Origin of the sequence: Streptomyces sp. MBT65, assembly GCF_016612545.1 — a bacterium.
Taxonomy (GTDB): domain Bacteria; phylum Actinomycetota; class Actinomycetes; order Streptomycetales; family Streptomycetaceae; genus Streptomyces.
Genome location: NZ_JAENRY010000117.1, coordinates 1 through 22322 on the forward strand (window position 1 = coordinate 1; position 22322 = coordinate 22322).

General features: G+C 71.9%; 16 protein-coding genes. 5 read left to right on the forward strand and 11 right to left on the reverse strand.

Going from position 1 to position 22322, the window contains the following annotated elements; all coding sequences use genetic code 11:
* Nucleotides 1-1455: 1455 nt before the first annotated feature.
* The 4 genes from JHN63_RS25750 to JHN63_RS25765 form a co-directional block, all read right to left on the reverse strand.
* Entirely contained in the window at nucleotides 1456-1614 is a 159-nt protein-coding gene (locus JHN63_RS25750) for a DUF6760 family protein (RefSeq protein WP_200684736.1), read from the reverse strand.
* Nucleotides 1611-2102 carry a hypothetical protein gene (locus tag JHN63_RS25755; RefSeq protein ID WP_200684738.1) on the reverse strand — a complete coding sequence of 164 codons (492 nt, stop codon included), beginning with the start codon at nucleotides 2100-2102 and terminating at the stop codon, nucleotides 1611-1613. Before JHN63_RS25755 ends, JHN63_RS25750 begins: the two co-directional genes overlap by 4 nt.
* Nucleotides 2102-2545 (reverse strand): phage tail protein, encoded by a 444-nt coding sequence (locus JHN63_RS25760; RefSeq protein WP_019063375.1) that lies wholly within the window; start codon nucleotides 2543-2545, stop codon nucleotides 2102-2104. The genes JHN63_RS25755 and JHN63_RS25760 overlap by 1 nt, the downstream gene beginning before the upstream one ends.
* Nucleotides 2546-2612: 67 nt before the next feature.
* Entirely contained in the window at nucleotides 2613-4205 is a 1593-nt protein-coding gene (locus JHN63_RS25765) for a phage tail sheath subtilisin-like domain-containing protein (protein ID WP_200684740.1), read from the reverse strand.
* A gap of 260 nt (nucleotides 4206-4465) precedes the next feature.
* Between JHN63_RS25765 and JHN63_RS25770 the strand changes: the two genes are divergently transcribed.
* Complete coding sequence (locus tag JHN63_RS25770) at nucleotides 4466-5890, forward strand: hydrolase (RefSeq protein ID WP_200684742.1); 1425 nt, start codon at nucleotides 4466-4468, stop codon at nucleotides 5888-5890.
* 14 nt (nucleotides 5891-5904) lie between these two features.
* Here the strand turns inward: JHN63_RS25770 and JHN63_RS25775 are convergent, their stop codons facing one another.
* The 3 genes from JHN63_RS25775 to JHN63_RS25785 all read right to left on the reverse strand — a co-directional run bounded on the left by JHN63_RS25775 (nucleotide 5905) and on the right by JHN63_RS25785 (nucleotide 9473).
* Complete coding sequence (locus JHN63_RS25775) at nucleotides 5905-7947, reverse strand: ATP-binding protein (RefSeq protein ID WP_200684744.1); 2043 nt, start codon at nucleotides 7945-7947, stop codon at nucleotides 5905-5907.
* Nucleotides 7944-8627: a DUF4255 domain-containing protein gene (locus JHN63_RS25780; protein WP_200684745.1), complete on the reverse strand. Its 684-nt coding sequence runs from the start codon at nucleotides 8625-8627 to the stop codon at nucleotides 7944-7946. The genes JHN63_RS25775 and JHN63_RS25780 overlap by 4 nt, the downstream gene beginning before the upstream one ends.
* 177 nt (nucleotides 8628-8804) lie before the next feature.
* Nucleotides 8805-9473: a LuxR C-terminal-related transcriptional regulator gene (locus JHN63_RS25785; protein ID WP_026151417.1), complete on the reverse strand. Its 669-nt coding sequence runs from the start codon at nucleotides 9471-9473 to the stop codon at nucleotides 8805-8807.
* A 211-nt stretch (nucleotides 9474-9684) separates the two neighbouring features.
* Here JHN63_RS25785 and JHN63_RS25790 point away from each other — a divergent pair, with 211 nt between their 5' ends.
* Nucleotides 9685-12486 (forward strand): LuxR C-terminal-related transcriptional regulator, encoded by a 2802-nt coding sequence (locus tag JHN63_RS25790; RefSeq protein WP_200684746.1) that lies wholly within the window; start codon nucleotides 9685-9687, stop codon nucleotides 12484-12486.
* A gap of 13 nt (nucleotides 12487-12499) precedes the next feature.
* Here the strand turns inward: JHN63_RS25790 and JHN63_RS25795 are convergent, their stop codons facing one another.
* On the reverse strand, nucleotides 12500-13762 hold the full coding sequence (locus JHN63_RS25795; protein ID WP_200684747.1) for an esterase family protein: 1263 nt from the start codon (nucleotides 13760-13762) through the stop codon (nucleotides 12500-12502).
* A gap of 276 nt (nucleotides 13763-14038) precedes the next feature.
* Here JHN63_RS25795 and JHN63_RS25800 point away from each other — a divergent pair, with 276 nt between their 5' ends.
* Nucleotides 14039-16120 carry an ATP-binding protein gene (locus tag JHN63_RS25800; RefSeq protein ID WP_200684748.1) on the forward strand — a complete coding sequence of 694 codons (2082 nt, stop codon included), beginning with the start codon at nucleotides 14039-14041 and terminating at the stop codon, nucleotides 16118-16120.
* 57 nt (nucleotides 16121-16177) lie between these two features.
* Here the strand turns inward: JHN63_RS25800 and JHN63_RS25805 are convergent, their stop codons facing one another.
* Complete coding sequence (locus JHN63_RS25805; RefSeq protein WP_200684749.1) at nucleotides 16178-16738, reverse strand: DUF3455 domain-containing protein; 561 nt, start codon at nucleotides 16736-16738, stop codon at nucleotides 16178-16180.
* A gap of 302 nt (nucleotides 16739-17040) precedes the next feature.
* Here JHN63_RS25805 and JHN63_RS25810 point away from each other — a divergent pair, with 302 nt between their 5' ends.
* Entirely contained in the window at nucleotides 17041-18045 is a 1005-nt protein-coding gene (locus tag JHN63_RS25810) for a thaumatin family protein (RefSeq protein ID WP_200684750.1), read from the forward strand.
* 22 nt (nucleotides 18046-18067) lie between these two features.
* Here JHN63_RS25810 and JHN63_RS25815 read toward each other — a convergent pair whose 3' ends face one another.
* The gene (locus JHN63_RS25815) at nucleotides 18068-19933 is read right to left on the reverse strand and encodes a sigma-70 family RNA polymerase sigma factor (RefSeq protein WP_200684752.1); all 1866 of its coding nucleotides are present in this window, start codon (nucleotides 19931-19933) and stop codon (nucleotides 18068-18070) included.
* Nucleotides 19934-20178: 245 nt separating this feature from the next.
* Between JHN63_RS25815 and JHN63_RS25820 the strand changes: the two genes are divergently transcribed.
* Entirely contained in the window at nucleotides 20179-21126 is a 948-nt protein-coding gene (locus JHN63_RS25820; protein WP_307781982.1) for a thaumatin family protein, read from the forward strand.
* Nucleotides 21127-21154: 28 nt separating this feature from the next.
* Here the strand turns inward: JHN63_RS25820 and JHN63_RS25825 are convergent, their stop codons facing one another.
* A complete protein-coding gene (locus tag JHN63_RS25825) occupies nucleotides 21155-21937 on the reverse strand; it encodes a BTAD domain-containing putative transcriptional regulator (RefSeq protein WP_200684765.1) in 783 nt (260 codons plus the stop codon).
* Between the last annotated feature and the right edge of the window lie 385 nt (nucleotides 21938-22322).

The window sequence follows — 22322 nt, forward strand, 5'->3', positions numbered from 1 at the left end:
GGGAAGGGGTGTTGGGCATCTCCCCCGGTACGGAGTGCGCGGCCGAACGCGACGTCAGCGGGGCGCCGAGGGGAGCGCGGGGCGCGGCGCTGCGTTGGATCTGGGGTGCGGGAGGGGGCGTAGGACCGGGGGTTGGTTCACTGTCCGGTTCCGCAGTGGCTGCGGGTGCCGGGGTGTTGGGGCGGGGCCGGCCGGTGTCGCCGTCGCTGTCGCCTGGGACGGAGGCGGTCACCGCACGTTGCACGGGCATCGACGCGCGGGAGACGACCGTCATGTCCGGCGTCGGGATCGCCCGCTGCCCACTGTCCGTACCGCTCCCGGAATCGGCAGCCGTCCCGCCATGTGTGCCGGAGCCTACGGGCTCGTCGTCACCGTTCGCCGAGGGCCTCTGCGGCGTCGCGGCCCGAGCCGGTGCCGCCCGGAGCCGTCGGAACCGCCTGAGCCCTCCGAACCCCCGGAACAGCCGGAGCCACCGGAACTCCCGGTGCCGCTGGAACTCCCGGAGCAGCCGGCGCCACCGAACCCGCCCGAGCTACCGATACCGCTGGAGCTACCGAACCCGCCGGAACCGCCCCCGCCAGATTCCCTCCGCCGATGCCCCCGTCACCGGACTCAGCCCGCCCGCGTCCTGCCGAAATATCACCAACCACAGCATCACCGAACGGGACAGGCGACTCACCACCCGGAGCAACATCACCTCGGTCAGCCTCAGTTGACCCGGACGCGGACTCGCCGCCCCTGTCGGCACCCGAACCGCTCGCCGAACCACCCCCGGCAGCAACCGAGTTACGCCGCGCGCCCAGCTTCCGCTGCACCACAGCCGCACCCGCCCCGGCCCGCGTCAACGACCCCGACCGAAGTGGCTCCGACGACACCGGAGTCACCCGCACACCCGTAGCCGGACGCACCGAGTCCACCCCGGACTCCGGCCCACCCGGCCGCACCGCCTCCGCCCTCACACCGGAGGAACCACCCCGCGCAAGAGGCACCGCCCGCTGCACACCGACCGGCCCGGACACCCCCCGTCCCGGACTCGTCCGCAACGGCACCGCCGGACCCCGCTCCACCGGTACCGCCACCGACCGCCCCGCCAACGGCAGTTCACCCGTGGGCCGTCCCAGACTCGGTACCGCCCGTGCCGCGCCCATCGGCGGGGAACCCGCGATCCGGGCGCTCCGCTCCGCGTCCAGCACCGCGCGGAAACCCGTCCCCGTGAACGACGGGTTCTGCCACGTGGGCAACCGCGCGCCGAACCCGGCGTCGGCCACCCCGGTACCCCCTACGGCGGAGGCCCGCTGGATCGGCGCCAGCCCCGGCCAGGCGGCCACCCTCACGACAGGACCCGTAGAACCCGTAGGACCCGTAGAAACGTCGGGGTCGGAGCCCGCACCACCGGCCCCGGCCCCAGCCCCAACTCCAGCGGCCCGTCCCCGCAACCGGTCCAAGAACCCCACCTCAGCCCTCCGCTCCGGACCGCGTCACCAGGGACGCGATCTCGCCCGTGTAGCGGCGGCGGTCGTGGTGTTCGAGGTCCAGGATGTCCTCCAGGCTCCAGTGGAAGTGGTAGGCGACGTACGCGATCTCCTCGTGCAGCCGGTCGGTCGCGTACGTCACGATTCCCCCAGGCGGCTCCCGCCGAGCTCCACCTCGAAGGGTTCCGCGCAGTGCGGGCACTGAACTGCCGCGCGGGTGTGGCCCTCCGCGTTGATCTGGCGGTAGAAGTCCTGGAGGAAGGCGAGGTCGGAGGCGAACATGTTCTCCACGATCCCGTCGTGGACCATGGGGACGGTGCCCAGCCTCGTGATCACCCGGCCGAGCAGCACCACCGACAGATACGCCGGGTTCTCCTGCACCCGGACGTCCCGCAGCGGCACCAACTCGTCGCGCGCGGTGGCCAGTCGCATCACACCGTCCTGGTGGACCGTGCCGGACTCGTCGACGTAACCGCGCGGCAGTTGGAAGGGGAACTCGGTCCGCAGCGTCTGCCGTACGGAAGGAACGGCGGCCGGTGCCGGAGCCGGTATCGGCCCCGCGCCCGTCTCCGCCACCGACTCCGCGCCCGGCACCGCCATCGGCGCGGCCGCCGCCCCCGAACGCCGCATTATTCGATGACCAGTTCTTCGAACACGATGGTCACGGACTCGGTGAGGGCCGCGGCCTCGCCCGCCTTCACCGTGCTCGCGTCGATCTTGCTGCACCAGGCGTTGCGCAGGTGGTAGCGCTTCACCGGGTTGTTCTGGAAGTCCATCATGATGATCGACGCGTTCTTGCGCGCGGTGGTCATCTGACCGGAGATCGACTCGTTGATCCACTGAGTGAACGAGGCCGACTGGGTCATGCCGCGGATGACCGTGCAGGTGCCGTTCTTCTTCACGCCCGGCAGGTTCTTCACGACGTTCTGGCCGTTGGGGGTGTTCTGCTGGTACGTGATGACGTCCTGCTCGATGCTGAGGCCGCTGACCTCCGCGAGGTACTCGACCATCACGCCGTCGATCTGCAGGCCGAAATTGTGTGAGGTGAGGGCGTCACCCGGCTGGAGACTCATGAATTCGCTGTCCTTCTAAGGGGGTTGAGAACTGCCTGGAGCGGCGGTGGGCACGCGCCGGGTCCGCCTACTCCTCCAACTCCCCGCTGCCGCTGGAGAACTGGGCCAGTCGGAAGATCACGAACTCGGCCGGCTTGACCGGCGCGATGCCGATCTCGCAGACGACCCGGCCGACGTCGACCGACTCCGGCGGGTTGGTCTCCTCGTCGCACTTGACGTAGTACGCCTCCTCCGGCCGCTGGCCGAACAGGGCACCGCTGCGCCACTCGTTGACCAGGAAGGCCGAGATGTTGCGCCGGATCCGGGCCCACAGGGCGTGGTCGTTCGGCTCGAACACCACCCACTGGGTGCCGATCAGGATCGACTCCTCCAGGTAGTTGAAGTACCGGCGGATGTTGAGGTAGCGCCAGGCCGGGTCGGAGGACATCGTGCGGGCGCCCCAGACGCGGATGCCGCGGCCCGGGAAGGCACGGATGCAGTTGACGCCGATGGGGTTCAGCAAGTCCTGCTCGCCGCGGGTTATCTGGGTCTCCAGGTCGACCGCGCCGCGTACGACCTCGTTGGCGGGTGCCTTGTGCACACCGCGCTCGGAGTCGTTGCGGGCCCAGACGCCGGCGATGTGGCCGCTCGGCGGGATCAGCCGGGACTGTCCGCTGGACGGGTCGAAGGTCTTGATCCACGGGTAGTACAGGGCCGCGTACTTGGAGTCGTAGCCCGCCGTCTCCTGCCGCCAGACGCGGACCTGTTGGGCGTTCAGGCTCGGCGGCGGGTCGATGACCGCGACCCGGTCGCCCATCAGCTCGCAGTGCGCGATCAGGCCCAACTGGACGGCCTTGACGGCCTCCAGGTCGATCGCTCCGCGCTGGTAGGCGGCCATCAGGTCGGGCACCGCGACCATGGAGATCTCGTCCACGGCCTCCAGGCCGCCGAAGCCGGTGCGGTCGGCGGAGTCACCGAGGTAGGTGGCGGGGCCGGGGTGTGACGCGGTGTCACTTCCCTTGCCGGGTACGGCGGGTGCGGCCGGTGCGGCGGCGGGCGCCCTGAGCGCGACGGTCTGGTTCTCCGGGCGGGCCAGTTGCGCGGCGGGCGCGGCCTCGGTCACGGCGATGAGCTTGGAGCGTTCCTTGACCTGGGTGACGACGTAGTTGCGGCCGCCCTTCTTGGCGGTCACGTCGAAGCTCTCGACGTCCCGGCCGGCGTCCTTGACGACCAGTCGGAAGCGTTCCGCCGGGCCTTCGCCCTCGGCGTCGGCCACCTCGACGCTCAGGTCGCCGGGCGCCAGCGCCGTCACGGCGAAGGTGCCGAGCTGGGCCGGCTCGCCGGGCGGCAGTGCGGCCTGCGCGGCCGAACCGGTCACGGCGGAGGGGGACTTGGCCTCGGAGCCGGTGCCCTCGGCGGTGCCGCCGACGCGGACGACGTAGGCGGCCGAACCGCCGTTGTTGAAGAAGCCGTAGACGGAGTGGGCGAGGTAGTACCCGTCGGTGAACTCACCGAAGGCAGCGACGTACTGCGTCCAGTTGGTCACCAGGGTCGGCTCGTTCAGTGGACCGGTCGGGGCCAGGCCCACGAAGGCCGCCACCGACGTGCCCACTCCCTCGATCGGGCGCGAGCCGCTGGCCACCTCCTCGACGTAGACGCCGGGTGACAGGTAGGACGGCATGCTCTGCTCTCCTCGGGGTACGAGATAAGACGCTCTTAACCCTCACGCGCGTACCCCCGCGGCCGAAACGTCCTCGAGTGCCTGTGTCGGGGCAACATCCTTGCCCTCAGGGGCAGTCCGCTCGGCGGCGGGGACGGGCAGATCGCGGGGATCGCGGCGCGGCGGACGCGGTGACGGGTTTGGCGGGCGGCCCTTTTGGGCAACCGCTGTTGCCCCGGCGACTCCTGACGCGCCCTCACCATTTGTCGTAGCGTCGGGACATGAGTCTGTGGACCTCCCTGGAGCCCGCGTCCGCGACCGTCGATCCCGGTGGCAGTACCCGTGTGCGGCTGCGGCTGCGCAACACCGGCGACGTCGTGGACGAGTACCGCTTCGAGCCGGTCGGGGGCATCGCGCCCTGGACCGCTGTGGAGCCGCAGACGCTGCGGCTCTATCCGGGCACGACGGGCACGGTCGACCTGACCTTCACGCCGCCGCGCACCCCGGACGCGACGGCGGGCCCGAACCCGTACGCGGTGCGGATCACGCCCACCGAGCACCCGGAGGCGGTCACCGTCCCCGAGGGCAATCTGACGATCACTCCGTTCACCGAAGTGCGGGCGGAGTTGGTGCCGCCGACGGTCAAGGGACGGTTCCGGGGTCGGCCCCGGCTGGCCGTGGACAACCTCGGCAACACCAAGCTCACGGCGTCGATCAGCGGCAACGACAACGGCGACCAGCTGTCGTACGACATCCATCCGGGCAATGTGCAGATCGAGCCGGGCCGGGCCGCGTTCGTCAAGGCCTCGCTGAAGCCGCGGAAGATCATCTGGTTCGGGCCGAAGGAGCAGCGGCCTTACACGCTCAACGTGCTGCGGTCCGGCGCCAACCCCCTTCCTGTGGAAGGGACTTACCTGCAACGCGGGTTCCTGCCGCGCTGGCTGGCCACCTTCCTGGGGGTCGTCCTCGCGCTCGCGCTCACCTTCCTCATGCTGTGGATCGCGTACAAGCCGCAGGTGCGGACCGCCGCGACCGAGCAGCTCAAGGACGCGGGCGTGAGCACGCTCGCGCCCAGCCCCACGCTCAGTGCCGCTCCTCCCCCGCCGTCGCCCGCCGCGACGAGCGCGGCCCCGGCGGCCGAGACGTCGACGGCCGCGGCGGGTGGCGGGTCGGGCGGCGGCGGAGACTCCAAGCCGTCCGCCAAGCCGAAGCCCGCGACGGCGGCGACCGCGGTGAAGAAGCTGGCCGCGCGGGACGCCGGACGGCATGTCTGCTACCGGATCTACATCGGCGGCAAGGGCTGGCAGGCCCCGGAGTGCGACGGCGCCACGGCCGCCACCTCCACCGACGACGAGCAGATCCTGTCCGTGAACATCGCGGTCTCCGGGACCGCGGGTTCGGCCGCGAACGCCTTCATCCACGACCCGGCGTCGACCAACGGCTACGGCAAGTACCAGCCCTCGGGCTGGACGGCCATCATCCCCGACGGCAAGGACAACTACATCGGTGCCGCGAAGCCGGGCGCCGCGTACATGACGGGCTTCGCGAACAACATCGGCAGTGGTCAGCTCTGCTGGATCGTCCGCAACTCCGGATGGGACTGGGGCGGTCAGGGCTGCGCCAAGCCGCGGCCCGAGTACGGTTTCGCCGGCACCCTCGACAACGCGCACTGGCTGGTGGCGGTCAGAATGACGGTGCCCAACTGACCGTCGGGCGGCGGCTACCAGGTGCCCTCGCCGGGCACCAGCCGCCCCGCCTTGCGGTACTCGCGGCGGGCCCCCTCCAGGAGGTCCGCCGCACCGACCGTGTCCCCGCGTCCGGCGGCCAGGTAGGCGGCGGTGACGACGGCGCTGCGGATGGAACCGCCGGCCAGCTCGAACTCCTCGGCCAGTGGCGCGAGTTCGAGGTCGGGTGCGCTCGGCACATGGGTCAGGCCGTGCCGCCACAGCGCGAGCCGCTGCGCCGGGTCGGGGAACGGGAAGTCGACGACCAGGTCGAGCCGGCGCGTGAACGCCTCGTCGATGTTGGCGCGCAGGTTGGTGGTGAGCAGCGCGATCCCGTCGAAGGACTCCAGCCGTTGGAGCAGATAGGCGCTCTCCATGTTGGCGTACCGGTCGTGCGAGTCCTTGACCTCGGACCGCTTGCCGAAGACGGCGTCGGCCTCGTCGAAGAGGAGTACGGCGTCGGTGCGGTCGGCCTCCGTGAAGATGCGTTCGAGGTTCTTCTCGGTCTCGCCGACGTACTTGTCGACGATCGACGACAGCTGAACGACATAGAGATCCAGGCCGAGTTCGGCCGCGACGACCTCCGCCGACAGCGTCTTGCCGGTCCCCGACTCGCCCGCGAACAGACCGAGCACGCCACGTCCCCGGCCGCCGCCCGCGCTGAGCCGCCAGTCGCCGAGGACCCGGTCGCGGTGCCGGGCGCGCAGGGCGAGTTCGTGGAGCTGGCTCAGGGAGCGGTCGGGCAGGACGAGGTCCCGCCAGTCGACGGCGGGCCGGATCCGCCGGGCGTGCTGTTCGAGCCCCGACGCCGACTGCTGCCGTGCCGCGAGCCGCAGATGGGCCGCGGTCAGCGGGGTGCCGTCGAACGCGGCGAGCCCCCGGGCCGCCCGGGCGGCGCGCGCGATGCGGTCGGCGCCGAGGTGGTAGGGCGCGACGGTGGCCCGTACGTCGAAGTCGCTGCCCTCGCCGACGGCGTCCGTCCAGGCCCGCACGGTCGCGGCCCGCTGCCGGGGCGCCTCCAGGATCAGCGGATCACTCTCGCACCACTGCGGGTCGTACGGCCGTGCCCCGGCGATCAGCACGGAGACATCGCCGGCGGCGGTCAACGCCCTTACCAGCGGCCCGGGTTGGTCGGACAGTCCGCTCACGACGACCGTACGGCCGCCCAGCCGGGCCTCGCGCAGCAGCTCCGGCACCCGTTCCTCGGGGCCGGAGAACCGCACGGCGGCCACACCGGCCGCGTGCAGCGCCGCCGCCACGCACACCAGCCCGTCGCCTTCGTGACGTTCCCTCAGATACACGGCGAGGGGCGGACCTTCGGCGAGCAGTGCGCCCAGTCGGCCGACGAAGCCGGTGAACTCCCCGTCCCCGCCCGGCTCCTGTCCGTCGTACGGCAGGCTCGGCGCGGGCAGGGGGTGGAGGTGTCCGGTGAGGGTCGCGTCCGGGGTGTCGTCACCGAGGAGATGGGCCACGACCCGGTCCGGGACGCGCAACGAGCGGGTGAGGAAGGGGCGTTCGGGTTCCTCCACGGTGAGCAGTCCGAGGGCGGACAGCGGGGCCGTGGGGCGGAACCGGGCCCGGCCCGCCGCCTCGTGCGCGGGGATGCCGCACAGGTCGAGGGCGAGTCCCACGGTGGCCCGGCGGCGGCTGACGTCGTCGTTGAGGTAGCCGTAGAGGGGCTCGAAGGTGCGGTCCAGGTCGGGGGCGAGGGCGACGAGGAGGAAGGCGGTGTCGAGGTCGGTCAGGCGCAGGGCGGCGAGGCGGTCGGCGGGGCCGTGCGCCGACTCCGGTGCGGGACGGTCCGGTTCCGGGGAGCGCAGCAGCAGGTGGCGTACCACCTCCTCCTGGAGGTACAGGCCGCGCAGCGGGTCGCCGGCCGTGGGGTCGGCGGCGGAGCGCCGGTCGACGAGGAGGGCGACCCGCTCACGGAGGTGACCGAGCCGGGCGAGAAGGGCGTCGGTCGCCGACTCGGCGGCGAAGGCCACGGCGTCGTGCGACACGCCCGTGTCGATGTCTCCGGTGCCGTCCGTGATCGTCATGTCGGCGTCCCCGGCGCCCTGGTGCGCCGGGCCGCCTCGCGGGCCTCCCGTACCTCCGCCACCTGGCGCGGGCGGTGGGCGCGCTCCTCCGGCGCCGGATCGGTGCCGTCGAGGCGGTGGACGCGGACGGCCGCACCCTCGGTGACGGGCGGGCCGGCGTCGTACTCGGGGTAGGCCGGGAAGGGCGCGGTGACCACGAGGTCGAGGGACGGCTTGAGTTCACCGCCGAGGGCGGACCAGATCTCCGCGAGGGAGCGTGACTCGGTCTGGATGCCGGCCACCGAGATCGGCACCGACAGGCCCAACTGGCGGAGCGATGCCGGCAGTTCGGAGGGGGCGAGCAGCTCGCGCGGGATCAGGGTCGACAACACGGCGGACAGCAGCCGGTGTTCGTCCTGCGGCCGTTTCGTCCACGCCGTCACCAGGTACGACAGCCGGAACCAGCGCGGCGGCTGGCGGCGTTTGACGACCACGTCCCGCTCGTCGCGCACGGCGACATGCCCGCGCTGGCGCCGGTGCACGTCCTCCCGGATGTCGTACAAGTAGGTATTGATCGTGGGCGTGTTGCGGCGGGCGGCCCAGTCGCGGGTCGGGGCGTCGAAGGAGACCTCGATGCCCGAACCGGCCAGTGCGCCGCCGCCGATCAGGTCCCCCAGGACCTCGTCCACCTCGTGGATCACCGCCGTGCTCCCGCCCTGCCGTGCCGTCGTGCCCCGCCGTACGCGTCGGCGCCCGATACGCCCCTGTCGGCCGTACTCCGATCGTGCCGTCCCAACCGGCCTTCTGGGCAAGCACCTTGGGGACGGGGGAAGGGCACGGCAGGTTGCCCGCGTGTCCGGCTTCGAGTGCCCGTTCGGTCAGATGTAGCCTTCCCGAAGGGCATGCGCCACGGCATGCGCCCGATTGCGCAGGTGAAGGCGTGTGGTCAGGCCGTGCATGACGTTTTTGACGGTGCGTTCGGAATAGGAGAGCTTGCTGGCTATCTCTCCGGTGTCCAGCCCCTCGGCGACCAGCCGCAGGACGTCCACCTCACGCGGCGAGAGCCCCGAGGGGTGGCCTCCGGACCGGCCCGCCGCGCTGCGGTGCAGCGTCCCCACCTGTTCGACGAGGCGGCCGATCAGATCGGCCGGCAGGTCGCCGTCGCCGCGGGCCGCGGCGACCACGGCCTGCACCAGCCGCTGCGCGGTCGCCTCCCCGCGCCACACGATGGCGCCGACCCCGCACTCGATCACATCGAGCAACTCCGCCTCGCGCAGCGCCCCGACGACGAGCACGGCCCGCCCGCCCTCGCTGCGCACCAGCCGGCGCAGCCGGGTGAGCGCGGTCTCGTCGAGGGTGTCGGCGATGAACAGGGCCACCCGGCCGGGACCGGTGTCGTTCTCCTCGCGGAGGTCGATCTCCGGGTATCTGCGGAGTTGGCTGAGCGCTCCCTCACGGGAGATCGGGTCCGGGGCGTGCACCGCCACGGGTATCCGGTCGCCGGAGTCGGCCGTACCGGGGTGTGCGGGCCGCGATGAGCTGAGCAACGTTCTCCCTCGAATCCACATACGTGCCACCCCTGTTGAGCTGGTGGCGGCCGTGTACTCCTCAGCCTCAGGGGGCGGGTGGGGCACGCGCAATCGTGGAGCACCACGAGCAGCACCACGAGATCGGACGTACGGCACACCACAGCGAGTGAACGGCACGGGCGGCGAAGGCATCTGCATCACGGGGACGACGGACACGAGGAGGACCGCGATGCCGGAGACGACATCTGATACCGGAGCGTCCGCGACACCGCCCGAACACCGGGACGCGACACGGCTGTTGGCGACGGAGGCCGCCTGGGCCCGGGCCGGTGCGGGGCGGCTGGTGCTGCTGCGCGGGGCCACCGGAACGGGCCGTACCACCGTGCTGGAGGCCGCCGTCACGGACGCCCTGGCACACGGCATGCGGGTGCTGCGGGCCCGCTGTTCACCGCGCGACCAGGCCGTTCCGTACGCCACCGTCCTGCAACTGATGTCCCCGGTACCGGAGTTCGGGGACGTTCCGGTCATCGGGGACGAGCGGGCGAGCGCCGAGCTGTTCGGTCGGGTGCTGCGTTCCTACGCCGACCGGGCACCGCTGCTGATCGCGGTGGACGACGTCCATCTGGCCGATCCGGCCTCGCACCGCTGGCTGGTCGAGTCCGCCCGGCACGTCGACCGATTACGGATCCTGCTGGTCGTCACGGAACGCAGCCAGTACGACGTCGATCCCCCGGCCCCGGGCCTGACCCACACCCTGTCGCCCGCCCTGGTCCGCACCCTCACGCTGGCCCCCCTGACCCCCGACTCGGCCGCCGCGCTGGTGAGTTCGGCGCACGCCGACGCCCCCGCGTCCTGGGTCGACGACTGTGTGCGGGCCGGCGGCGGCAACCCGTTGTTGCTGCGGGCCCTGCTCGACGATCTCCGGGCCGGCCGGCATCCGACCGTGCCGAAGACGTCGGCCGCGCTGTACCCGGGCGCGTATCCGGCCGCCGTCTCCTGGTGGTTGGACAGCGCGGGCCCGGCCACCGGCGAGGTCGCCCGGGTCCTGGCCGCCCTGGACGAGGGATGGGACGGAGACCTCCCGCGCGAGCCCGACGCCCTCTGCCCGCTCGACGAACTGACCGCTGTGGTCGCCGAGTTGGCGGGTGCCGACCCGGCGCGGGTGGCCGGTTGGCTCACCGCGATGAGCGGCCTGGGGGTATTGCGCCCCGACCCCGACGGGCGTCCGCGCTTCGCGCATCCCCTGCTGCGGGACGCGGTCCTCACCGGCGTCCCCGCGACCAGACGGCGGGCCGCGCACGCGGCGGCGGCCGAGACGATGCAGCGCCAGGGTGTCTCGCCGGACACGGTGGCACGGCAGTTGCTGCTGTCCGACCCGGTGGGCGCGCCCTGGACCTCGGCCGCGCTCCAGGAGGCGGCCTCCCTCGCGCTGCGCGACGGACGCACCTCCGACGCGGCCGCCTTCCTCCGCCGGACCCTGGAGGAACCGCTGCCGGACGCCCACCGACAGCGGCTGCTGACCGAACTGGGCTCCCTGGAGTACCGGGCGCAGGCGTCCTCGGCCGGTATCCCGCGCCTGAGCGAGGCGCTACGGCTGACGGGGGCGCCGCAGGACACGGTGCGTGCGGCGGTGGCGCTCGGCACGGCGCTGGCCGGGCGGGGCCGGACCGGGGCCGCCGTGGACGTACTGCGCACGGTGGAGGACGAGTTGACGGACCGTCCGCAGTTGATCCGCACGCTCCAGACCGCCTCGGTGCTGCTGTCCGAGCAGGACCAGACGGTCCGCACGGAGGTGTACCGGTGGCTGTCCGACGCCGCCGAGCACTCGCCGGAGCTGGTCGGTACGGCCGGCCGGGCGCTGCTGGTGCGCCACGCCGCCACGGCCGGGCTGATCTCGGCCGCGGAGGCGATGCGGCGGCTGCGGGCGCTGCTCGCGCAGCCCGCCGATCCGCTGACCGAGCCGTTCCTGCTCGGCACGGCCGCCGCCGTCGCCCAGTGGGCCGACGAACTCCCGGAAGCGGAACGGCTGGTGGAGCGCGGGCTGGCGGGGCAGCGTCCCGACCTGCTGCATCCGATGCACGAGGCGCTGGCCAACGTACGGGCCGACATCCTGACCGCCCGCGGCGAGCACGCGCGGCTGCTGGCCGGGCCGGACGCGCGGGACCGGACGCGCAGCACGCCCTCCAACCGGCAGGCCCATGTGCTGCTGGCGCTGGTGGCGACCGGTGAGGAGGCGCGGGCGCTGCGGCTGGCTGACGGCTTCGATCTTCGATCGGCGCCGGACTCCTGGGAGTTGAACCGATTCCTGTACGCGCGGGGGGTGTTGCGCGCGGCCACCGGCGACACGGCGGGGGCGCTGCACGACTTCCTGGAGTGCGGGCGGCGGCAGTCGGCGCGCGAGGTGGTCAGCCCGGTCGTCACACCGTGGCGTACGGCCGCCGCCGAGTGCCGGCTCGCGCTCGCCCGGCCCCGGGAGGCCATTGCCCTGGCGGAGGAGGAGCTGCGGCTGGCCCGGGTGTGGAACACGCCCCGCACGATGGGCCGTTCACTGCGCGTCCTGGCCGCGGCGACCGGCGGTCGGCGCGGTCTGGAGCTGGCGGAGGAGGCCGTGGGGCTGCTGCGGGACGGGCCGGTGGGGACGGAGGCCGAGTTGGTGTCGGCGCTGATCGCGCAGGGCCGTGGGCTGACCGCGGCCGGGGACCGGGGGCGGGCCCGGGCCACGCTGCGCGAGGCGGCGGAGCGTGCCGAGCGGCTGGGCGCGACCCGTCAATGGGCCCTGGCGGAGGAGGCGTTGGGCGAGAGCGGGGCCCGGCGCGCGGCGCCCGCCCGGACCGGTTCCCGGTCACTGACGACCAGTGAGCGGCGGATCGCGGAACTGGCCGCGGACGGGCGGACGAACACCGAGATAGCCGATCTGCTGCATCTGGCCCGCCGCACGGTGGAGACCCATCTCACCAGTTCCTACCGGAAGTTGGGCATCCGGCGGCGGGGTGAGCTGCCCAGGACGCTGGGGCGTCCGAACGGCAAGTGACCGCCGCCGGCCGCTACCTGCGCGGGGCCGCGGTCGACTTCTGCTCGGTGCCCTCGGCGCGGACGGTGCTGTTTCCCTTGGCCTTCTTGGGGAGGTGCCGGGGTACGACGTCCTGGGGGAAGGTGAGTTGCTGGTTCATCCACTTCAGGGCGGCGGGCATCTCCCGTACCCAGGTGGGGAAGTTGTGGCTGCCCGACTCGGGGAGGATCGACGCGACACGCATGGGCGCCTTGACGGCCCTGATGAAGGCGAGGGTCTGCGGGTAGCCCCGCTCACCGTGCTTGCTGTCGGCGACCAGGACGGAGACCTGGGGTGCGGGCAGGTGCTTCAGCCGCCACATCAGGTCATGCCCGTTGACCCGGTTGACCCGGCCCAGTCCGCTGCCGAAGAGGTTGCCGGTGGTGGGGTCGTCCTTGATCCGGTAGTCGGGCGAGAGCGCGGCGGCCGTCGTGTACACGTGCGGGTTGCGCATCGTCAGCTGGAGGGCGCAGGTGCCGCCGGAGGAGTAGCCCATGACGCCCCAGGCGCTGGCGTCGTGGCCGATCCGGTAGACGGACTTGAGGGCCTGGGGAAGGTCCTTGGCGAGGAAGGTCTCGGTCTGCGGTCCGCCCGGCACGTTCACGCACTCGGTGTCGCGCGGCGGGGCGATGGTCGGCCGGATCATCACCATGATGGTCGGCTGCATCTGCCCGCTCTTCTGCAGCTGCCCGGCGGTCTGCGACACCCGCAGGTACTGCGCGAGGTTGAAGATGCTGCCGGGGTAGCCGCTGAGCGCGACGACCACGGGGAAGCGCTGGCGGGCGTACGCCTTCTGGAAGTACTGCGGCGGCAGGTAGACGAACGCCGGGTCGACCACTCCCGTACGGCGGCCGATCACCTTGACGGACTCCACCTTGCCGTTCACCGCGGGATTGCCGGTGGGCAGCCCGCTGACCCGGTTCAGCTGCTCATCGCCGGCGGGCTGCACCAGCGCCCCCTTCACGGAGACACCGCCGATCGAGCCGTTGTGGTCGGCCGCCTGGGTCACGCCGACAGGGGCGGTGTCGACGTCGCCGAACAGCTCGCCCCAGGATCCGAAGAACTGGTATCCGGAGTTCAGCCAGCACGCCAGCGCCGCGATGATGGTGACCTGAGTCACTCCGATGGCCGTCAGCCGCCCGAGCACATGCCGCACGCCCGGACTGGCGAGCCGCGGCCATACCCAGACCAGCAGCGCCACGCAGACGACGGCCACGGCAGCCATCACATAAACGGTAGTCTCGCTGGTCAAACCCATGCCACTCAGTCCCCGGTTTCCTTGCCTGTGCTGTTTCCTTCACACAGAAGGAGGGTTACGGACCCTTCCGCGTTCCTCAACGAGCACGAATAGGACAAAGAAGCGGGTCGGCGGGTGTTTCCACGGACGGCCCCCTCCCAGGTTTGAGGCGCCCGGCCGGTGATCGGTCCCGTGGGCCGTAAGACCGGCGTAAGGTCCGGCGGTGCGCCACGGCCCGGCGGGAGCGGGTAGGTTTCGCAGCGGCCCGAAGCGGTCGACTCCGGGGAAGGGAACGGCATGGCGAAGGACGGTTCCGCCGGCCTGCTGGCCGACCGGCTGGCCTCCGCCCGGCTGCAGTACTTCGTCGGCAGACGGGACGAACTCGCCCTTTTCCGGCGGGCGTTGGCCGGCGAACCCGGTGCTCCGATGGTCATCGTGCTGCACGGTCCCGGCGGCATGGGCAAGAGCGCGCTGCTCCAGCGCTTCGCCGCGGAGGCGCGCGCCGCGGGCCGGCCGGTGGTCGGCGTCGACGCCCGTGCGGTCGAGCTCTCCCCGGCGGCCTTCGAGGCGGCGACCGCCGAGGTCTTCGCCCAGGACAACGCTGTCCTGCTGGTCGACGACTTCGAGCGCTACCGGGACATGGAGGAGTGGATACGCGACCGGTTCCTGCCCCGGTTACCGGCAGGCGCCCTGGTCGTCGTCGCCGGACGGCACGCACCGGACCCGCTCTGGAAGGCGGACCTCGCGTGGAGCGAGGTCCTCCAGGTCGTGCCGCTGCGGGAGTTGGGGCCACAGGACGCGGCGGCGCTGCTCACCTCGCAGGGCGCCGACCCCGCGCTGCACGCCTCGCTGCTGCGGTTCGCCGCCGGTCATCCGCTCGCCCTGCGCCTGGTCGCGGAGGCCGCGACCCCCGACAACACCGCGACGGACGAGGTCTTCTGGGCCCCCTTGCGGACGGTCGTCGACCGGCTGCTGACCCATGTGGTCGGCAGACCGCCCTCGCCCGCGTACCGGCGGGCACTGGAGGTGTGCGGCCATGTCGCTGACACCACCGAGGAGTTGCTGCGCGTGGCGCTCCCGGACGAGGACGCCACCGAACTCTTCGCCTGGCTGCGGCAGTTGTCGTTCATGAAGTCGAGCCCCTTCGGGGTGTGCCCGTACGACGTCGTCCGGGACGCCCTCGACAGCGACTTCCGCTGGCGCGATCCGGAGCGGTACAAGGCCATGCACCGCAGGGTCCGCCGGCATCTGGTGGAGCGGGTGCGCGAGGCACCGGAGAAGGAGGCCCTGCGGGCCGCCCGGGAGTTCAACCACATCGTCTCCCGGGCGCAGTGGCTGCGGGCGTTCCAGGGCGACCGCGACGAGGCCGCCGTCCACGAGCAGCCGATGCGGCCCGAGGACGCCCCCGCGCTGGTCGAGCTGACCCGCAGGGTCGAGGGCGAGCACAACGCCCGTACGGTCGCCTATTGGTTGCGCCGCCAGCCCGAGGCGTTCCATGTCCACCGGTGCTGCGACACGGGGCAACTCCGGGGATTCATGGCCTGGTTGAGGATCGACGACCTCGACGACGAGACACGGGCGGCCGACCCGGTGGTGACGGAGGCGTGGGAGCTGGTCTCCGCGATGACACCGCCGCGCCAGGGCGAACACCTCGGTGTGGCGCGGTTCATGGTGCACGAGGAGAACCATCACCGCCCCTCGCGGTCCTGGGATCTGGTGCGGACGCGGATCGTCTTCGAGCTGCTGCGCGCCAAGCACTGCGCCTGGTCGTGTTTCGTCAGCGCCGAACCGAAGTTCTGGGCGCCGCTGATGACATACATGGGCATGTTCCAGCCGCCCCGCCGGGCCGTGCACGCCGATCGCGGGTACGGCCTGTTCTGTCACGACTGGCGGGCGGCGCGGGTGACGGAGTGGGCCGAGGGGATCGACGCGCGGCTGCTGGGCGGGGCACCGGCGGTGGCGGCCGGGAAGCCCAAGTCACGTGGCACACCGCTGAGTCGGGAGGAGTCGGACGCCGCCGTGCGGGAGGCACTGCGCGGCTGGCTCGACCCCGGTGGACTCGCCGACAACCCGCTGTTGCGGAGTCGGCTGGTGGAGGAGCTCAGCGAGGGCGATCCGGTGACCGCGCTGCGCGAGCTGATCGGCAAGGCCGTACAGCGGCTGAACGTCCATCCCCGTACCCGGCATCTGCACGACGTGCTGACGTTGACGTACTACTCGACGTCGACGCAGGACGCGGTGGCGCGGAGGCTCAACATGGCGTTCAGCACCTACCGCAGGCATCTGGCCCGCGCCCTGGACGAGGTGCGCGAGACGGTGTGGGGCTGGGAGGTGCACGGCCGGATCAGGGCGGAGCAGGAGCCGGCGCAAGGGAGTTGAGGAGGGCAGCGGCCCCCGCGCGATCGACCGGGGGCCACTGCCGTCACGCTCGCCGGGTTACTTGGCGGGCTTGTAGAACGCGTACGTCGCCGTGTACTGGACGCTGACCTGGTCCGTGCTGGTGCCGGTGCAGGCCGTGGCGGGGGCGACGCCGCCGGTCGTGGCCAGGCGCTGGACGTAGGAGACGCCGCCGAAGACCCCGGTGCCACGGGTGGCGGTGGCCTTGACCAGCAGCTCGGGGATGGTGCCCGTTCTGGGCGAGTTGGCGATCGCGGAGCCGTTGACGGCGCTGCCGTCGACGGTGGACACCCACACCGGGCCACGCGAGTGGAGGGCGAGCGGGCGGTGCGTACGGTCGTGCTTCGCCCACAGGGTGGCGGCGGGCTCCAGCAGCGTCCAGGCGCTGTTGGTGCAGGTGTAGGTCTGGACGCCGGCGGCGGAGAAGACGCCGGTGAGCTTGTTGCCGTCCGGGACCTTCAGCGCGTCGGGCACGGTGACGCCGAGGCGCAGCGGCGGCTGCGGGGTGGCGGCCTGGCCGACGGTCGCGCCGACGAGCGTGCCGGCGGTCACGGCGGTGAGGGCCGCGGTGGTGAGGATGAGTCGTTTGGCGATCTTCATCGGTGGGTCTCCAGAGCAAATTTCTGAACATGGTCGCGATGCCTGCGACGAGGTCGCGGGTATCCGGACTTCCGGGCCGCATCAGATGATCTTCGGCCCCGCTGACGCAATGTACGGCGGGACAATCACGGCCGGGTTGCCAACTTCTGATCGACTTGTGGCCATCACTGCTCACCCCGCGCCAGGTATTGCCGCCCCGGTTTCCGTAGTCCGGCACGACGGGCGCCGGTCTCCTCTACGGAAGCTCCGTCGGCCGCGTGGCCGCACGGCGGGGACACGGGAACGGACAGGAGTGTGGAGAGATGTCTCGTAGACAGGCCGCCCTGATCGCCGCGGCGGTCCTTACCTGCCTCGCGGTGGTGACCGGCGTACTGCTGGTCCGCGCGGGGACAGGGCCCGCGTCGAGCGGCCGTAGCGTCGCAGGTCCGTCGGCCACGCACGGGACAGCGGCCGCCAACTCCCCCTTCCCGTCCCGCCCTTCGGTGACGCCGTCCTCATCGCCGCGGACCACGCCCTCGCCCTCGGCGACTCCCGCCGCGGGAAAGTCGCCCCGTGTCAGCGCCTCGCCGTCCCGCGCGGTCGGGCAGCCGAAGGCCGTGGTCGTCGGCAAGCGGACCGTCACGCTGGTCAACCGGCTCGACCAGACGATCTGGCCCGCGATCGCGGCGGACCCCAAACACCCGGTGGAGGCCACGGGTTGGGTGCTGAAGCCCGGGGCCGGCGTCAGCTTCGCCGTCCCCGACCACTGGGACGTGCGGGTGTGGGCGCGCACCGGCTGCTCCTTCGACGGCGCGGGCAACGGCCACTGCACGACCGGGGACTGCGGGCGCTTCCAGTGCGGTTCGACGTGGGGCGAATTCCCTTCCACGCTGGCCGAGTTCAACCTGAACGCCTGGAACGGCATGGACTTCTACGACGTCAGCCTGGTCGAGGGCAACAACCTGCCGATGTGGATCAACAGTTACGGCGGCTCGTCCAGCGACAAGATCGACGCGAACGGGTGCTCCGCCGCAGGCTGCACCCGGGACGCCAACGCGACCTGCCCCACCGCGTTGCAGCGCGTCCGGGGCGGCCGGGTCGTGGCCTGTCTCAGCGCCTGTCTGGTGTTCAAGACGGACAAGACCTGCTGCACGGGCGCCTACGCGGCCCGCCCCCAGTGCGTCCCCTCGTCCTGGCCCGTCGACTCGGCCGCCGTGTTCAAGAAGGCCGAGCCCTTCGCCTACTCCTACGTCAACGACGACGCGACCAGCGTGCTCACCTGCTCGGGAGAGTGCGGTTACCGCATCACCTGGGGAGTGAGCGGCTGATCCGGTGCTCGGCCGGGCCGGATCAGTCCGCGGACTGGAAGGCCCGGCCCGCCGCGGTCGTCGTCGTGCCGTTCGTGAAGAGCCCGCTGCTCGGCTTCGCCGGGTCCGCGCCCAGCCCGAACCACGCGTAGCGCTGCACGTAGGACAGACCGTCGAGCGCCTTGGTGGACGCGGTGACGAAGTCGGCCTGCTGCTGCGCGGACGGGAAGCGGGTGCCCTGGGAGAAGTCGATCAGCGCGTACTCGGTGAGCCAGATCGGCTTGTGGTAGCGGGCGTACACGGCGGCCAGATAGGACTTCAGCTGATCGACGGCCTGCGGGGTGCGGAAGTCGCCGCCGTACCAGTGCAGGGTGATGAAGTCGACGCGGTAGCCCTTCGTCCTGGCCCCGGACATGAAACGGTCCAGCCAACCGCCCGCCGTGTCCCCGCCGTAGGCGACCGCGGGGCTGCCCAGGATCTTGCCCGCCGCCATGAGCCGGGGCCACAGCTCCAGCGCCTGGTCGACCGTCATGTTCGACTGCTGCGCCATGTCCGGTTCGTTGAACCCCAGCAGATACGGGCCGTAGGACCGGGCCTGGGCGAGCGAGGCGTCGGTGACGGACTTCGCGCCCCAGATCATGGGCACGAAGGAGCCCGACGAGGGTGTCGTGATGCCCGAGTGCTGGGTGGACCAGGTGTAGTACCAGCTCGCCCCGCTGGCCGCGAGCGCCTGGCTCACTCCCCCGAACGACCACACCCCGACGCCCTTCTTGGCGCCGGAGGCGATGTGCGCGGGGGCGGCGGCCGGGGTGTGCTTCGAGGGCGAGGGGCTCGGCTCGGCCTTCGGCGAGGGGGAAGGGGACTTGCTGGGAGTCGCCGAGGGCGTGGGACTCGGCGTGACGCTGACCACCGGAGTGGGAGACGGCGATGCCACCGCCGTCGTAGGAGAGGAACCGCCCGTCAGCCGGGGCGCGACCAGCGCGGCCACCACGGCGACGGCGACCGCCGCCGAACCACCCACGAGTTGCTTGCCGCCGATACGGGCGGACCGGGGCCCGGGCCTCCGATGCCCGCCACCGTGCCCTGAATGATGGGTAGTTGGGGTTGTGTCCAGCAGCCGGGACACGTCGAAGTGGGCCGGCACCGCCACCAGCGGCAGTCCGCTGAGCAGCCGGTCCATCGGGAGGAGTCCCTCGTCCAGTCCCTGGCAGACCCCGCAACCGCGGATGTGCCGGGCAAACCGCTTGCGCCACAGGGCACTTGGCATGCCGTCCCAGGTTTCGGCCGTCTCGGCCAGCTCCGCGCAGCGCGGCACGGCGGCCAGCGCCCGCACCACGACCCGCGAGACCTCCATCTGCTTCTTCATGCGCTGCACGCGGACGGAGGCGTGCCGGTCGGAGAGCCCCAACGCACCGGCGAGATCGGCGCGTTCGAGTTCGCCGGTCTCCTCCAGCCACCACAGGGACAGCAGTTCCTGATCGTCCGGGTCGAGCCAGCGCGTGGCCTCGACGACCTCGCGGCGCTGCTCGGTCAACCCCAGCCGCAGGATGGTCAGTCCGGCGAAGTCGAGCGCGGGGTCGGTGATCGCCTCCGCGTCCTCCAGATGCGCCCTGCGGTCGCGGTCCGCGGCCCGTATCTGCTCACGGTCCCGCACCTGTCGGATCGTGATGGCCACCAGCCAGGACCGGAACGCGGAGGGATCCCGCAGCTTCGGCAGCCCCCGCACCATGCGCAACAGCGTCTCCTGTACGACGTCATCGACGTCGGCGTGACCGTTCAGGGCCCGGCCGACGATGTTGTAGACCAGCGGCAGGCACTGCCTCAGCAGGTGATCCAGCGCCTGCCGGTCGCCCGCGCACGCGGCCGTCACCACGCCCGCGTCGGGGCCGCTCCTGGGCTTCTTGCGCATCTGGGTTCGTTCCTCCGCGTGTGGTCCGGCCGTGGCATCTCTCTGCTTCGGAGACCGCCGACGCACGCAAGGACTACAGAAATCAGCCGGTCGGGTCCGAATTTATGTTGTCGGGACGTCGTCGGAAAGGTCACCGATAGGCAGGACCGCAACCCGAAGAGCAGCAGGAAGGCCCGAGGACGATGGCACGAGGACGCAGAAGACACGGTGCGAGCCCACGGCGGGACGGCCGACGCTGGTGGTACGTGGCGGCGGCCGCCTTCGCGACGGCCGCCACCGTGCTGATCGCCTACAGCGTGTGGACGCCGTCGTCCGGAACGGGCGGCACGCGCACGACGGCCCACCAGGACTCGGCCGCGCGCCCTGCCGTGTCCCCCAGCTCGTCGCTCTCGCCGTCGCCCTCCCCGAGTCACAGCGCCTCGACCTCCCCCTCTCCCAAGGCCACCGTCTCGAAGAAGAGCACGAGCAGGCCCACCACCAAGGCAGTCGAAACGACGTCTCACGCCTCCACCGCCCCCGTCGGCAAGCGTCTGATCACGGTCGTCAACCGCACCCCGAAGACGGTCTGGGCGGTCGTCACCAACACCGCCGTCTATCCGAAGGGCCGCGAACTCGCCCCGGGCCAGAGCCTGTCGGTGACCGTGGCGAACAACTGGGGCGGCCGGATCTGGGGCCGTACCGGATGCACCTCGACGGCCGCGGGACACTGCGCGACCGGCGACTGCACGAGCGTGTGCGAGGGCGCCAACCCGCCCACCACCCTGGGTGAGTTCACGTTCGACGCGTACGCGGGGATGGACTTCTACGACGTGAGCATGGTCGACGGTTCGAACCTGCCGATGTGGATCAACATCTCGCACACCACGACCGTCGACCCGGTCAGCGCCGGCGGCTGCTACAAGGGCGTCTGCACCTCGGACGTGAACTGCCCCACCGCGATGCGGGCGGTGTCGGGCGGCCAGGTCGTCGGCTGCAAGCCGCCCTGCGCGGCGTTCGGCGGAGACACGTACTGCTGTCGCGGTGCCTGGGCGGGACGCGAGAACTGCATCCCCGCGAAGTGGCCGGTCGACTACACCCAGGTCTTCAAGCGGGCGGCCCCCTATGCCTATGCGTACGCGTTCGACGACGGGGCGACGATGCCGTGCAAGGGTGCCTGCTACTACAAGGTCACGTTCGGGACGACCGGCTCATAGGGGCAACTCCTGCGCTCGGCCGGTGGGTTCAGCTCCTTGCCTTCTCGCCGGTCGGGCCCACCGCGAACCAAGTGCCGCCGACACCCTGGCCGTTGAGGTCGCCCGGCTTGCTGTCACCGGAGAAGCGGTAGACGGGCCAGCCGCCGACGGTGATCTGGACCTGGCCGTCCGCGCGGCGGATGGCCCCGACCGCCTTCGGATTCACGCCCGCCAGGTAGACGTTGCCGCCCTCCTCGATCAGCGGGTGCTGGGCGGCGGCCTGCCGGAGCGTCACCAACACCCGTGCGCCCAGGCCCGGTCCGGCTTCCAGGGCGAGTTCGGCGGCCTCCTTGACGGCGGCCAGGTGCTCGCCGTCGAGGGCGGCGAAGGCCGGGTGGGACCTCACCTCGGCCGCGATCACGGAGGCCGCCGGCCCTCGCCACAGGGCCAGTGCCTCGATCAACAGGCCGGTGGCGGTGGGAGGTTGACCGTCCTGTGCGGCCTGTCGGCGCAGCGCACGGAAGCGCAGCAGGTCGAGATCGTCGGGTCCCACTTCGAGTCGGTAGCCGCCCGAGCCGCGCACCAGCCACCGTGACTCGCCGCCGGCCGGGAGCTCGGGTTCGAGCAGTCGGCGCAGTGCTCCGACGTGCCGCTGGACGACGTCGACCGCGGAGTCCGGCGGGTCCTGTCCCCACAGGGCGTCGACGATCTCGTGGACGGCGACCGGATGCCCGGCCTCGGTCAACAGCAGCGCGAGCAGGGCGCGTTGCTTGGGGGCCCAGCGCCAGTTCCGTGTCGCCGCGCCAGGCCCTGACCGGTCCGAGTACGGCAAAACGTGTGCGCACCGAGTCTCCTGTGCCGACTGTCATGACATGTACGGCCGGCACGCCCGGCCTTCGGGGCGCTCGCCCGCGACGAGCATAAAGTCCACGGGAACCACGCGGCGAAGGGTTGCCCGGCCACGGAGCGTCGTCGGGCGTGAGGCGGAACGTCCCGTTGCCGGATTTCTCCGGCGGCGCCTCACTCCCTTCGGACCGGAGACGTTCGTGCCCGGCGGCAGGCCTTCTCCTCCTCGTACTCGGCTACCGTGCGCCCCGTACGAGGAGGAGAGGGTGATGCGCGTGGAGAGAGCCCCGTCGGGCACGGGTGGGTTGAAGCGGCGGCTGGGCCTGTCCGACGCCGTGGTGATCGGACTGGGGTCGATGATCGGCGCCGGG